Origin of the sequence: Streptomyces polyasparticus (assembly GCF_014493765.1) — a bacterium.
In the GTDB taxonomy this organism is placed as follows: domain Bacteria; phylum Actinomycetota; class Actinomycetes; order Streptomycetales; family Streptomycetaceae; genus Streptomyces; species Streptomyces polyasparticus.
In genome coordinates this window covers 51,701-64,384 of sequence record NZ_JACTVJ010000003.1, presented here as the reverse complement: position 1 = coordinate 64,384, position 12,684 = coordinate 51,701, and the positions used below count along the sequence as shown (strand labels likewise).

Genomic DNA, 12,684 nt, shown 5'->3' with positions numbered 1-12,684 from the left:
TCCCCTTCAGGTCCCTTACGCGGGGCCTTACTTCAGAACCGACGACTGCCACGCCTTGACCCAGTCCTCACGGTTGTCCGCGATCTTCTTGGGGTCCATGGTCTTCGGGTCGTCGACCTTCGCACCGTGCTGCGTGAACAGCTCGGGCAGTGCGGCGTCCTCGACCACCGGGTTGACGAACATCTGCAGCGGCATGTCCTCCTGGAACTTCTTCGAGATCAGGAAGTCGATGAGGGCCTTGCCGCCCTTCTCGTTCTTCGCACCCTTCAGGAGTCCGGCGAACTCGGTCTGCTGGAAGCAGGTCCCGGTCGACACCCCGGTCGGCGCCTCCTTCGGCTGCGGCTTGGCATAGAGCACCTCGACCGGCGGGCTGGAGGCGTACGAGACCACGAGCGGCCGGTCGGCCTTGGCCTTCTTGCCGCCGGCCGAGCCGGAGAACTCCTCGTTGTACGCCTGCTCCCAGCTGTCCACGACCTTGACGCCGTTGTCCTTCAGCTTGGACCAGTAGTCCTGCCAGCCGTCGTCGCCGTACTGCGCGGCCGTGCCGAGCAGGAAGCCGAGGCCGGGCGAGGAGGTCGCGGCGTTCTCGGTGACCAGGAGATTCTTGTACTCGGGCTTGATCAGATCGTCGAAGGACTGCGGCGGCGCCAGCTTCTTCTCGGCGAAGTACGCCTTGTCGTAGTTGACGCATATCTCGCCCGTGTCGACGGGCGTCACGCGGTGCTCGTCCTTGTCGAGCTGCAGCCCGGCGGGCACCCGGTCAAGGCCCTTGGCCTCGTACGAGGTGAAGATGCCGTTGTCGAGCGCCCTGGAAAGCAGGGTGTTGTCGACACCGAAGAACACATCACCCTGCGGGTTGCCCTTGGAGAGCACGGCCTTGTTGACGGCCGATCCCGCGTCGCCGCTCTTCAGGACCTGGACCTTGTAGCCGCTCTCCTTCTCGAACGCGGCGAGCACGTCCTTGGAGGCGTTGAAGGAGTCATGGCTGACGAGGGTGACGGTCTTGGAGCCGCCGCCGGTGTCCGATCCGGAGCCGTCGGAACCGCTGCCGCAGGCGGCGAGGGCGACCATCCCGAGGCCGGTGGCCACGGCGGTGGTCGTGATGCTTCTGGTGGTGCTCACTGATTCCTCCTGGAAGTGACCAGGAAGAGACGCGGCCCTGCCCGGAATTCGATGATCGAATTCCGGGCAGGGCGCAACAGCTCGAGTGGTGACCGAACTTCCTACCCGGAATGACCCGGGCAAGGTTCAGAGGGTCTGCGGCGGCCTTCGCTCCATGGAGCCTGGCGTCCGCACTCTCAGCGCTGTGGCGCTCCCCTGTCGGAATATGCAGATGTTTTCAGCCAGGCTACCTGGTGGCCGCCGGCGGGTCGTACGCGCGTACGACCCTTGCGACCGTACGGGCCCGGCGGCCGGCCGGGTCAGCGCTCGGTGGCCGCCAGCTGGCCGCAGGCGCCGTCGATCTCCTGGCCACGGGTGTCCCGGACGGTGACCGGTACACCATGGGCGGCGATCGCCTCGACGAAGGCCTTCTCGTCCTCGGGCCGCGAGGCGGTCCACTTCGAACCGGGCGTCGGGTTCAGCGGAATCAGGTTCACATGGACCCGCTTGCCCTTGAGCAGCCGGCCGAGCCGGTCGCCGCGCCACGCCTGGTCGTTGATGTCCCGGATCAGCGCGTACTCGATGGAGATACGGCGCCCCGACTTCTCGGCGTACTCCCACGCCGCGTCGAGCACCTCCCGCACCTTCCACCGCGTATTGACCGGTACGAGGGTGTCGCGGAGCTCGTCGTCGGGAGCGTGCAGCGAGACGGCGAGCCGGCACTTGAAGCCCTCGTCGGCGAACCGCAGCATCGCGGGCACGAGACCCACCGTGGACACGGTGATCCCGCGCTGGCTGAGCCCGAGCCCGTCCGGCTCCGGGTCGGTCAGGCGCCGGATCGCACCGACGACCCGGTTGTAGTTGGCGAGCGGCTCGCCCATGCCCATGAACACGATGTTGGAAAGCCGCGCGGGACCGCCCGGCACTTCTCCGTCCCTGAGCGCACGCATCCCGTCGACGATCTGGTGCACGATCTCGGCGGTCGACAGATTCCGGTCGAGCCCGGCCTGTCCGGTCGCGCAGAACGGACAGTTCATCCCGCACCCGGCCTGCGACGAGATACACATCGTCACGCGGTCGGGATACCGCATCAGAACGGACTCGACGAGCGTCCCGTCGTGCATCCGCCACAGGGTCTTGCGCGTGGTGTCCTGGTCGGTCGACAGATGCCGCACGACGGTCATCAGCTCGGGAAGCAGCGCTTCCTGGAGCTTCCCGCGCGCGGCGGCCGGGATGTCGGTCCACTCGGCGGGGTCATGGGCGTACCGCGCGAAGTAGTGCTGCGAAAGCTGCTTGGCACGAAACGGCTTCTCACCGATCGCAGCAACAGCTTCCTTACGCTCCGCGGGCGTGAGATCGGCAAGGTGCCGCGGCGGCTTCTTGGCTCCGCGGGGGGCGACGAAAGTGAGTTCTCCGGGCTTTGGCATGGCGGTACCAGTGTCGCAGACAAAAGGGGGTGACCTGCGGTCGTCGCCTTGCACCCCTGCCCCTGCCGGTCCTGGCGGCCACCGCCGGACGGCCTCGGACGGCCCGAGATCCTCAGCTCCTCCACCCTCTGATCAGCGAGGATCGCGCCCGATCGCAGGGCCGGCGCGCCATGGCACCGGCCCGCAAGGGCTCACGCCGGATCGTCGTCGACGGCACGGCCTGCCGCCGGCGTCAGTCTCTACAGTGCCGCCACTTTGGTGAGCTCCGGGGTCGGCGGTCCGTCCGGATCAGGACGGAACTCCACGGTGTCCGATCCGCTTGGGTAGAGCTGGATACCGGCGAGCAGTCCGAGTCCGTCGTCCTCGATCGTCAGGTAGATGAAGTCTCCGATCGCCCCATTGTCGACGTGTTCCCACGTGCCATGGAAGTCGGCGGGCTGCTCATCTGTTGTGACGTTGTCGGCGGCGAACGTCCCGTCGGACTCGAGCCGCAGCTCGCTGCCCATCTTGTCGTTGCGGTACACGCCGGGCACCTCGTCGGGGTCGATCGAGCCCAGACACCCCGAGAGCAGCATCACGGTCGCTGCCAGGACGACAACGACCCACCCCACGCCCGTCCTCTTGTGCACCACGGTCCCAGCGCGCATGTTCACAGACCTCTCCCCCAAGGGCTGGACGTCCGGCCCTTCGACCGCACGCCCATATTTGAACACGCTCAAAAATCGCGTCTCCCCTTGGGGCCCCCGCAACCGACACCTCATGGAAGCCCTTGCACATCCGGCCCTGCGGACGCGGCAGCAGGCCGACGAGACGACAGATCGCCGGGGGCCCGCTGCCGCTCGGCCTCGACGGCCTCGGACGACCTCCGACGACCTCGGACGGCCCGAGACTCTCGGCTCTCCCATGCTCTGACCAGCTAGCATCGTGGCCGGTCCGGGGGATGGGAGGGAGCTCATCATGGCCATCGGCCGCAAGGGTTCGCGACGCCTCGTCGTCGACGGCACGGCCTACCGCTGGCGCCTGCGCCGTCGTCCGACCTACGACCAGGCACTTTGCGGTACTCCGTGTACATACGCGGTGCAGGACGAGGCCACCCCCGGCACGACGCTCGTCGTCACGACGAGCCAGCCGCACGCAAACAACTGGTTCGGGGCGCCGAGCTCCCCCGTACTGCCCAGCGATGTCAGCGCCGCCATCACATCGGCCCTCGCCCAGGGCTGGCATCCCACACGGCCGGGCTCACCGTTCCACCTGGACCAGTCCGACGGTTTCGTCCGCTTCCCACCATGAGGGCCTGCCACGATCGGTAGTGGAACCGGACGGAGTGTGCGCCCCGCAGCCATCGGCCCGCGCCGCCTCCGCCGCGGTATCGCCGGCCTGATCCGAGTACGTACACGAGCATGTCCAGCCCCGCGCTGTCCTTCGCCGCCCGGCTCTACGACTCGATACGCCCCGCCTACCCCGTACCGCGATCAGGACGCCCTGCCGCAGATGCACCGGTGCTGCGCGCGGACGGCGTCCTCGCCGCGATGTGGAACATCCGCGACGACCGGACCCCGCGGGTGGCCGCACTGTCCGGCATCGTCGGCAGCGAGGGATACGGCATGGAGAGCGCCTGGCCGTACGGGCCCGTGACGCCGTGGTTCACCGACCCCGAACGGGGCATGACCGAGCACACCGTGACCGTCCCGACGGACCGCCTGACCGACCTGGTGCGGTCCCGCTCCTCCTACCTGACAGCCGACGCCGCCGAGCAGGCCCGCCTCGACCAGGAAATCACCGAGCTGGCCGCCACCGACCCAGCCCTCGCCGACCGCGACACCATCGACATGCCGTACCGGACCTGGGTCTACCGGATGCGGCGGGTCTGACCCCCGGCCAGAGGCCCCGTAACCCGACACGGCCGCCGATCCGCGCAGCCAAACAGGGCCGCTACGTCCGCACGCTGCGCACCAGCCAAGGCGTCAGCGCCACGTGGATCATTTCCCGGTACGTCTCGTCGCCGGGCAGCGGTACGACCAGCCACTCCCCCGGCGGGAAGAACTTGCCCTTCACGTACGCGAGCGAGCCGTAGACGGAGCGCAGAAAGGGCGGCACGGAATCGCGGGGGACGTCGTCGAAGTCCACGCCGTCGACGACGATCCTGGCGTCGTCCTCAGGGAAGAGCCGCACGCTGACCTGCGGTGATCCGCTCAGCTCCACAAAGGCCTCGTGCGGCAGCGATCCGTCCGCGTCCAGGACGGCGAACACCCCGGCCGCCGTGCGCCGCGACGTCTGGTCCGCGCCGATGGCGTCCTCGACGGTCATCTCGCGGGCGTACTCCCGCGCGATCTCCCGGATCGCCGCGACGGCGGACTCGGTGGTCGGCAGATGTGGGTGCGCCATGCCCGCGATCATACGGAGAAGGGCCCGCCTGACATCAGGCGAGCCCTTCTCCGTATCAAAAGAACCGCAGGTCAGCCGGACCCCACGAACACCACGAACAGCAGCCAGACCACCGGAGCCGTCGGCAGCAGGGAGTCCAGGCGGTCCATGATCCCGCCGTGGCCGGGCAGCAGCGTGCCCATGTCCTTGATACCGAGATCACGCTTGATCATCGACTCGCCGAGGTCACCGAGCGTCGCACTCGCCGCGACCGCGAGACCGAGCAGCAGCCCCTGCCACCAGGTCCCGTCGTCGATCAGGAACTGCATGCACAGCGCACCCGCGACCATCGCGAACGAGACCGCACCGAGCAGACCCTCACGGGTCTTGCCGGGGCTGATGCGCGGCGCGAGCTTCGTCTTGCCGAAGCGCCAGCCGACCGCGTACGCCCCCGTGTCGCTGACCACCGTCAGGAGCAGGAACGTCAGCACGCGCTGCGCACCGTCGTCCGCCGTGAGCATCAGCGCGACGAAGGTCGCCAGGAACGGCACGTAGAACGCCGCGAACACACCGGCCGTGACGTCCTTGAGGTAGCCCTCGGGCGGCTCGGTCATCCGCCAGACCAGGACCGCGAGCGCGGTCAGGGCCATCGCGACCCAGGCGCCCTCGGCCCCGCGCACGTATCCGGCGACGACCATGGCGGCGCCACCGACCGCGAGCGGCACCAGCGGCGCCTTGATCTGCTTGCGCTCCTGCAGCCGCGCCGTGAGCTCCCACAGACCGACCACGACGGCGACCGCTATGACACCGACGAACACGGCCTTGACGACGAAGAGCGACGCGATGATCACCGCGCCGAGCCCGACTCCGACTCCTATGGCCGCCCGCAGATCCCGGCCGGCCCGCTTCTTCTGCGGAGCGGCCGGAGCCGCGGGAGCGGCCGGAACGGGAGGTTCGGCCGGCGGCCGCGGAGCACCGTTGTGCTGCGCGCCCTGATGTCCTTGCTGCGCACCCTGCCACCCCTGCTGCGCACCCTGGTCCCCGGCCTGCGGCGCCGCGTGCCGCGGCGGCTCGGAAGGCTCGCCCGAGGGCGAGGGGGCGGCGCTGGGCATGGGCTCCTGTGGCATCTCGTCGCGGAACAGGGGGCCGCTCAGGCGAGTGGCCCCCGTTCCGTACTGGTCCTGGTCCGCGCCGGCTGCCGTCTGCACATCAGTGACATCCGGTACGACAGGCATGGGCCGGGTCTGCTGGACTTCCGGCTCATCGTAGGCAGGACCCGCCTCCGGGCGCCCCTGGACAGGGCCCATCTCGGGCGGTCCCCAATAGCCGGCCTGCGGCGGAGCCCCCCAGGAAGAGTCGTTCATCAGACCTCGAGCAGCTCGGCTTCCTTGTGCTTGAGCAGCTCGTCCACCTGAGCGACGTACTTCGAGGTGGTGTCGTCGAGCTCCTTCTCGGCGCGACGGCCCTCGTCCTCGCCGACCTCGCCGTCCTTGACCGCCTTGTGGATGGCGTCCATGGCCTTGCGGCGCACCGCGCGGATGGAGACCTTCGAGTCCTCGGCCTTGCTCTTGGCGACCTTGATGAACTCGCGGCGGCGCTCCTCGGTGAGCTCGGGGAACACCACCCGGATGATGTTGCCGTCGTTGCTCGGGTTGACGCCCAGGTCCGAGTCGCGGATCGCCTGCTCGATGTTGCGCAGCGCGCTCTTGTCGAACGGGGTCACCACGGCCATACGCGGCTCCGGCACCGAGAACGACGCCAGCTGGTTGATGGGCGTGAGGGCGCCGTAGTAGTCGGCCACGATCTTGTTGAACATCGCCGGGTGCGCACGCCCGGTGCGGATCGCGGCGAAGTCGTCCTTGGCGACCAGGACGGCCTTCTCCATCTTCTCCTCGGCCTCGAGGAGGGTCTCTTCGATCACCACTTGCTCCTGCGTGTCTTGAGTGGCCCGGCATGCACGGGGCGGCCGGCTAAGTCCGTCTCTTTCCTGCACGGTGTCCGACCGGCAGGGCTTTGTCCATCCCCGTAACCATCAGCACCGGACGGTACGGAACGGTCCCGGAGTTGAGACAGTCAGCTCCGGGTGCCCTGGTCGCTCACGAGCGTGCCGATCTTCTCACCCTTGACCGCGCGAGCGATATTGCCCGCCGTCAGAAGCTCGAAGACGAGAATCGGCAGCTTGTTGTCCCGGCACAGGGTGATCGCGGTCATGTCGGCGACCTTGAGGTCACGCGTGATGACCTCGCCGTATTCGAGAGCGTCGAACTTGACCGCGTCGGGGTTCTTGTTGGGGTCGGAGTCATAGACCCCGTCGACACCGTTCTTGCCCATCAGCATGGCCTCGGCGTCGATCTCGAGGGCTCGCTGAGCGGCGGTGGTGTCGGTCGAGAAGTACGGCATGCCCATACCGGCACCGAAGATGACCACACGGCCCTTCTCCAGGTGGCGCACGGCGCGCAGCGGGATGTACGGCTCGGCGACCTGGCCCATGGTGATGGCCGTCTGGACGCGCGAGTCGATGCCTTCCTTCTCCAGGAAGTCCTGCAGGGCAAGGCAGTTCATGACGGTGCCGAGCATGCCCATGTAGTCGGAGCGGGCCCGGTCCATGCCGCGCTGCTGCAGTTCGGCGCCGCGGAAGAAGTTGCCGCCGCCGATGACGACCGCGATCTCGAAGCCGTCGCGGACGACCGCGGCGATCTCGCGGGCGATGGCGTGCACCACGTCGGGGTCGACGCCGAGGCCGCCGCCGCCGGCGAACGCCTCACCGGAGAGCTTCAGCAGAAAGCGGCCGGACTTCTTGCCGTCATCGGCATGGGGCATGGAATTTCTCCCTAGTGGTGCCGTGGTGCACATTCCATGGTGCACATACAAGAAGGCCATTGCCGGGGGGTGTTGACTCCCTGCGCGGCAATGGCCTCCTCGTCAGATCTACAGTCGTCCGCACGCCCGCACGAGGCGTGGGCGGACGCGACTGCCGTCGACCCTATCGGGGTCTACCGTCGGTCGCGGTACGGACTCAGATGCCGACCTTGATGCGCGAGAAGCGCTTCAGGGTGACACCGGCCTCGGCCAGGACCTTCTCGACGGACTTCTTGTTGTCCAGCGCGTAGGGCTGACCCAGGAGGGTGGCCTCCTTGAAGAAGCCGTTGACGCGACCCTCGACGATCTTCGGGAGCGCGGCCTCCGGCTTGCCCTCGGCGCGGGTGGTCTCCTCGGCGACGCGGCGCTCGGACTCGACGACCTCGGCCGGAACGTCCTCACGGGTGAGGTACTTCGGCGCGAAGGCGGCGATGTGCTGCGCGATGCCCTTGGCGGTCGCGGCGTCGGCCTTGTCGAACTCGACGAGGACACCGATCTGCGGCGGCAGGTCGGGCATCGTGCGGTGCATGTACGCGTAGACGAAGCCGTCGTTGTACTGCGCGAAGCGGTCCAGGACGATCTTCTCGCCGAGGTTGGCGTTCGCCTCGTCGACGAAGGCCTGCACGGTCTTGCCGGCCTCGATCTCGGACGCGAGCAGCGCCTCGAGGTCGGCCGGGGAGGTCTTCGCGACGTGCTCGGCGATCTGGTTGGCGACGGCCTGGAACTTCTCGCCCTTGGCGACGAAGTCCGTCTCGCACTTCAGCTCGACGATGACGCCGGAGGTGTTGTCGTCGGCGATGACGGAGACGACGGCACCGTTCTCGGCAGAGCGGCCCTCGCGCTTGGCGACGCCCTTCTGGCCCTTGATACGGAGCGCCTCGACGGCCTTGTCGACGTTGCCCTCGGCCTCGTCGAGCGCCTTCTTGCAGTCCATCATGCCGGCGCCGGTGAGCTCACGGAGCTTCTTGACGTCGGCGGCGGTGTAGTTCGCCATGATTCAGTGAATCTTTCTCGAAGTCTTTGGACGAAGGTCTACGGGTGAACGGCGGGGGCCCTGGAGCCCCCGCCGTCACTTACCGAACCTGGAACCGGGCCTGCGTCAGGCCTGCTCGGCCTCGGCGGCCGGGGCCTCGGCGGCGGGCGCCTCGGCAGCGGGGGCCTCAGCAGCAGCCTCGGCCGGCTTCTCGGCCTCGGCGGCGGGCGCCTCGTCGGCCTTCTTCTCGCCCTCGAGGAGGTCGCGCTCCCAGGCGGCGAGCGGCTCGCCCTCGGCCTTGTCGCCCTTGCCGGCAGCGCCGGAGCGGGCGATGAGGCCCTCGGCGACGGCGTCGGCGATGACGCGGGTGAGCAGCGTGACGGAGCGGATCGCGTCGTCGTTGCCCGGGATCTTGTAGTCGACCTCGTCGGGGTCGCAGTTGGTGTCGAGGATCGCGACGACCGGGATGTTCAGCTTGCGAGCCTCACCGACGGCGATGTGCTCCTTCTTGGTGTCCACGATCCAGACGGCGCTGGGCACCTTGGACATCTCGCGGATACCACCGAGGGTCTTCTCCAGCTTGGCCTTCTCGCGCGAGAGCACGAGAAGCTCCTTCTTGGTGAGGCCCGACGCGGCGACGTCGTCGAAGTCGATCTGCTCGAGCTCCTTGAGGCGCTGCAGACGCTTGTAGACGGTCGAGAAGTTGGTGAGCATGCCGCCCAGCCAGCGCTGGTTGACGAAGGGCATGCCGACGCGGGTGGCCTGCTCGGCGATGGCCTCCTGCGCCTGCTTCTTCGTGCCGACGAACATGACCGTGCCGCCGTGGGCGACGGTCTCCTTGACGAACTCGTAGGCGCGGTCGATGTACGACAGCGACTGGAGCAGGTCGATGATGTAGATGCCGTTGCGCTCCGTGAAGATGAAGCGCTTCATCTTCGGGTTCCAACGACGGGTCTGGTGACCGAAGTGGACGCCGCTTTCCAGCAGCTCCCGCATCGTGACGACGGCCATGGCCGTACTCCTTGTGTTTTCTCGGTTATGTGCCTGACGCCCTCGCGCACCCCTGCCGCATACCGATGAGGTACGGGACCGATGGGGCGCTGACTCCGACGGCTGCGAAAGCGCTGGAGTCGGGGCGTGCGAAGTCGACCCGGTGACCCGGATCGCCACATGAAGTGTACGGGACCCGGAAGGCACCGGGTGACGCCGCTGTCCACAAGCGGCCGGTTATCCACAGTTCACGGCCAAGATCCGCTTGATTCCGGGGGTTCTGGGACCGTCCACGGCATGTGCGAGAAGACGATCCGCAGGGCCCTCGCCCTGCTTGCTGCCGTGCTTGCGGCCGTTCTCCAGGGTCCGGCCGCCGCGGCAGCCCCGGACCCGGCCGGCGACCGCGCCTGGCCCGTCGGCGACCGGCCCGCGGTCGTACATGGCTGGGATCCGCCCGCGACGCCCTACGGAGCGGGCCACCGGGGCGTGGACCTGGCGGCGGCACCCGGCACGGCGGTACGGGCGGCCGCGGGCGGCACGGTGTCGTTCGCGGGCCGGGTCGCGGGCCGCGGTGTCCTGTCCGTCGAACTCTCGGGCTCGGGCGACCCTCCGCTGCGGACGACCTATGAGCCGGTACGGGCGGTCGTGGACGAGGGCGACGAGGTGGCGGCGGGCGAGGTGGTCGCCATCCTGGAATCCGGCCCGTTCCACTGCCCCGCGGCCTGCCTCCACTGGGGCCTGCTCCGGGGAGAGACGTATCTCGATCCGCTCGGCCTGCTGCCGCCATGGATGCTCAGACGCGGCCCGTCCCGCCTGCTCCCGGTCTTCGGCGTACCCGAGCTGCGGGCCACCCGCGAGCCGGCGCCGCTCGGAGCGGTGGCGACGGCGGGCCCGGTGGACGCCGTACAAGCCGCGCTCCTCGCACTCATGGCCGCCCTGGCCCACCGGCAAATCCAGCCCTTGCGTCGCTTGGCGGGGTCTGGGGGCGCAGCCCCCAGAGGGGGTCTGGGAGCAGAGCCCCCAGTGGGGGCAAGGGGCGAAGCCCCCGCGGGGGTGCAGGGGGCGAAGCCCCCGCGTCCCACCCACCCGGGGGTCCGGGGCGCAGCCCCCGGATTCAGGAAGGGGCGGGGCGGGGCGGCGGAAATCAGCCCGCCGCAGGCCCCCCACCTCAGCCGCAAACCCCCCGCAGGGCCATCCCCACAGCCGCATCCGTGATGGCCGCCTGATCCTCCGCCGCACCGACCTCGATCCGCCGCACCGCCGCGTCCACCACGCCCTGCAGCAGCATCGCCGCCATCCGCGGCTGCTCGTGCCCAAGGGCGGAGAGCGCCTCGACGATCATCGCGACGAGCCCGCCGTGCGCGGCCCGGATCTTCTCGCGGGCCCCGGCGTCCAGCTCGCTGTTCGAGATGGCCACCACGGCCCGGTGCCGCTGATCCCCCACGAGCGCGAGCTGGGAGCGCACATACGCCTCGACCTTGGCCTCGGGTGTCGCGGCCGCCTCCATCGCGGACTCGACCTCGGCAGCCCAGACCGGGAAGTCGACCTCGCACAGCTCCTCGACGACTGCGGCGCGCGACCGGAAGTACTCGTAGACCGACGACCTGGCGAGGCCAGTGCGCTCGGCCAGGGCGGGGAAGGTCAGCGCTTCCGTACCGCCTTCGGACAGCAATGAGCGCGCGGCGTCGAGAAGAGCGCCACGCTGCATCGACCGGTGCTCGGCCACGGAGGCCGCTCGAATCCTTGGCACGGTTTCCACTCTACGGAGCCATGCGGCCGGCTGGGGAGCTCATATGTCCCCCGCACGCCCCCAGCACATCCGTGAGCGCCCCTGCAGCACATCCGTGAGCGGCCCCTGCTGCAGACCCATGAGTGCGACCCAGACCTATGAGCGCGACCGTGGACGACTCGTGAGCGCCATTGCAGAGGCTCGGGCGGCGGGTCCGGCAGTACCGATTCAGCGACCGAAACTCGCCAGCTTCGCCCGCAGCTGCAGCACCGACTTCGTGTGGATCTGACTGACGCGGCTCTCCGTGACCCCCAGCACATTGCCGATCTCGGCCAGGGTCAGGCCCTCGTAGTAATAGAGCGTGACCACGGTCTTCTCGCGCTCGGGCAGCGTGTTGATCGCCCGCGCGAGCAGCCGCCGCAGCTCGCGGTCCTCGGCGACCTCGACGGGGTTGTCGGCCGCGGTGTCCTCGAGCGTGTCCATCAGGCTGAGGCGGTCGCCCTCGCCGCCGACATGCAGCAGTTCCTCGAGCGCCACCACGTTCGCGAGCGACAACTGGCTGAATACCGCGTGCAGTTCCTCGACGGCGATGCCCATCTCGGCCGCGACCTCGGTCTCCGAAGGAGTGCGCCGCAGCTGCGCCTCCAGCGTGGCGTAGGCGCGCTCGACATTGCGCGCCTTCTGCCGCACCGAGCGCGGAATCCAGTCCAGGGCGCGCAGTTCGTCGATCATCGCGCCACGGATCCGCGTGATCGCGTACGTCTCGAACTTGATCTCCCGCTCGATGTCGAACTTCTCGATCGCGTCGATCAGACCGAACACCCCGGAGGACACGAAGTCCGCCTGCTCCACATTGGGCGGCAGCCCGACGCTCACCCGGCCCGCGACGTACTTCACCAAGGGTGAGTAGTGCAGGATCAACTGCTCGCGCAGCCTTCCGTCACCCGTTGTCTTGTACGACCGCCACAGCTCGTCGAGCGACGCGGGTGCGGGGGGCCGCACCTTGCCCTCGTCGCGCGACGAGGGTGCGGCAGGCCGCACGCTGCCGCGGGCGGCTGGGGGAACTGCCGCGCGGTCAGACCCGGAGGTGTGCTGGGGCATTCGTCGTCTTGTGCCGTTCTGTGGAACCGTGAAGTGAAGCCGAGTTGGCCTTGTCGGAGTCGGAAGCCTTGTGAGCGTAGCGTGACTGGAGTGTCGCAGTGTGCGAAGGGCAGGGGATCACCCTTGCTCGTATGGGCTCG

At 68.8% G+C, this 12,684-nt stretch carries 13 protein-coding genes and 1 pseudogene; 3 read left to right on the top strand and 11 right to left on the bottom strand.

The annotated features are described in order from the left end of the window. Nucleotides 1–27 precede the first annotated feature (27 nt). From H9Y04_RS03755 to H9Y04_RS03745, 3 genes are all read right to left on the bottom strand, one after another. On the bottom strand, nucleotides 28–1,122 hold the full coding sequence (locus tag H9Y04_RS03755; protein WP_187812198.1) for a thiamine ABC transporter substrate-binding protein: 1,095 nt from the start codon (nucleotides 1,120–1,122) through the stop codon (nucleotides 28–30). 299 nt (nucleotides 1,123–1,421) lie between these two features. After that, on the bottom strand, nucleotides 1,422–2,528 hold the full coding sequence (rlmN, locus tag H9Y04_RS03750; protein WP_052579765.1) for a dual-specificity RNA methyltransferase RlmN: 1,107 nt from the start codon (nucleotides 2,526–2,528) through the stop codon (nucleotides 1,422–1,424). 239 nt (nucleotides 2,529–2,767) lie between these two features. Next, nucleotides 2,768–3,175 (bottom strand): hypothetical protein, encoded by a 408-nt coding sequence (locus H9Y04_RS03745; protein ID WP_214660825.1) that lies wholly within the window; start codon nucleotides 3,173–3,175, stop codon nucleotides 2,768–2,770. A 310-nt stretch (nucleotides 3,176–3,485) separates the two neighbouring features. Between H9Y04_RS03745 and H9Y04_RS03740 the strand changes: the two genes are divergently transcribed. After that, entirely contained in the window at nucleotides 3,486–3,818 is a 333-nt protein-coding gene (locus H9Y04_RS03740; protein WP_187812197.1) for a hypothetical protein, read from the top strand. Between the two features lie 110 nt (nucleotides 3,819–3,928). Continuing rightward, nucleotides 3,929–4,399 carry a hypothetical protein gene (locus tag H9Y04_RS03735; protein ID WP_187812196.1) on the top strand — a complete coding sequence of 157 codons (471 nt, stop codon included), beginning with the start codon at nucleotides 3,929–3,931 and terminating at the stop codon, nucleotides 4,397–4,399. A gap of 61 nt (nucleotides 4,400–4,460) precedes the next feature. Here H9Y04_RS03735 and H9Y04_RS03730 read toward each other — a convergent pair whose 3' ends face one another. The 6 genes from H9Y04_RS03730 to rpsB all read right to left on the bottom strand — a co-directional run bounded on the left by H9Y04_RS03730 (nucleotide 4,461) and on the right by rpsB (nucleotide 9,735). Beyond that, entirely contained in the window at nucleotides 4,461–4,913 is a 453-nt protein-coding gene (locus H9Y04_RS03730; RefSeq protein ID WP_187812195.1) for a hypothetical protein, read from the bottom strand. A gap of 71 nt (nucleotides 4,914–4,984) precedes the next feature. Further along, a complete protein-coding gene (locus tag H9Y04_RS03725; protein WP_187812194.1) occupies nucleotides 4,985–6,256 on the bottom strand; it encodes a phosphatidate cytidylyltransferase in 1,272 nt (423 codons plus the stop codon). Further along, nucleotides 6,256–6,813 (bottom strand): ribosome recycling factor, encoded by a 558-nt coding sequence (frr, locus tag H9Y04_RS03720; RefSeq protein WP_187812193.1) that lies wholly within the window; start codon nucleotides 6,811–6,813, stop codon nucleotides 6,256–6,258. The genes H9Y04_RS03725 and frr overlap by 1 nt, the downstream gene beginning before the upstream one ends. 152 nt (nucleotides 6,814–6,965) lie before the next feature. Continuing rightward, nucleotides 6,966–7,712 (bottom strand): UMP kinase, encoded by a 747-nt coding sequence (gene pyrH / locus H9Y04_RS03715; protein ID WP_052579761.1) that lies wholly within the window; start codon nucleotides 7,710–7,712, stop codon nucleotides 6,966–6,968. Between the two features lie 196 nt (nucleotides 7,713–7,908). Further along, nucleotides 7,909–8,745, bottom strand: a complete 837-nt coding sequence (gene tsf / locus H9Y04_RS03710) for a translation elongation factor Ts (RefSeq protein ID WP_187812192.1) — start codon at nucleotides 8,743–8,745, stop codon at nucleotides 7,909–7,911. A gap of 105 nt (nucleotides 8,746–8,850) precedes the next feature. After that, nucleotides 8,851–9,735, bottom strand: coding sequence for a 30S ribosomal protein S2 (gene rpsB, locus H9Y04_RS03705; protein WP_187812191.1), 885 nt, complete (start codon nucleotides 9,733–9,735; stop codon nucleotides 8,851–8,853). Nucleotides 9,736–10,011: 276 nt separating this feature from the next. Between rpsB and H9Y04_RS46520 the strand changes: the two are divergent. Beyond that, nucleotides 10,012–10,551, top strand: a pseudogene (locus H9Y04_RS46520) (M23 family metallopeptidase); the annotation flags it as partial. Between the two features lie 331 nt (nucleotides 10,552–10,882). Here H9Y04_RS46520 and H9Y04_RS03695 read toward each other — a convergent pair. Next, a complete protein-coding gene (locus tag H9Y04_RS03695; RefSeq protein ID WP_187812293.1) occupies nucleotides 10,883–11,440 on the bottom strand; it encodes a TetR/AcrR family transcriptional regulator in 558 nt (185 codons plus the stop codon). A gap of 231 nt (nucleotides 11,441–11,671) precedes the next feature. After that, nucleotides 11,672–12,544, bottom strand: coding sequence for an RNA polymerase sigma factor WhiG (gene whiG, locus H9Y04_RS03690; protein WP_187812189.1), 873 nt, complete (start codon nucleotides 12,542–12,544; stop codon nucleotides 11,672–11,674). Nucleotides 12,545–12,684 lie beyond the last annotated feature (140 nt).

Excerpts from the sequence above, each read along its gene's own strand:
- H9Y04_RS03725 (WP_187812194.1), bottom strand. The coding sequence starts at position 6,256 with ATGAACGACTCTTCCTGGGGGGCTCCGCCGCAGGCCGGCTATTGGGGA.
- H9Y04_RS03740 (WP_187812197.1), top strand. The coding sequence starts at position 3,486 with ATGGCCATCGGCCGCAAGGGTTCGCGACGCCTCGTCGTCGACGGCACG.
- whiG (WP_187812189.1), bottom strand. The coding sequence starts at position 12,544 with ATGCCCCAGCACACCTCCGGGTCTGACCGCGCGGCAGTTCCCCCAGCC.
- H9Y04_RS03730 (WP_187812195.1), bottom strand. The coding sequence starts at position 4,913 with ATGGCGCACCCACATCTGCCGACCACCGAGTCCGCCGTCGCGGCGATC.
- rlmN (WP_052579765.1), bottom strand. The coding sequence starts at position 2,528 with ATGCCAAAGCCCGGAGAACTCACTTTCGTCGCCCCCCGCGGAGCCAAG.
- tsf (WP_187812192.1), bottom strand. The coding sequence starts at position 8,745 with ATGGCGAACTACACCGCCGCCGACGTCAAGAAGCTCCGTGAGCTCACC.
- pyrH (WP_052579761.1), bottom strand. The coding sequence starts at position 7,712 with ATGCCCCATGCCGATGACGGCAAGAAGTCCGGCCGCTTTCTGCTGAAG.
- H9Y04_RS03735 (WP_187812196.1), top strand. The coding sequence starts at position 3,929 with ATGTCCAGCCCCGCGCTGTCCTTCGCCGCCCGGCTCTACGACTCGATA.
- rpsB (WP_187812191.1), bottom strand. The coding sequence starts at position 9,735 with ATGGCCGTCGTCACGATGCGGGAGCTGCTGGAAAGCGGCGTCCACTTC.
- H9Y04_RS03745 (WP_214660825.1), bottom strand. The coding sequence starts at position 3,175 with ATGCGCGCTGGGACCGTGGTGCACAAGAGGACGGGCGTGGGGTGGGTC.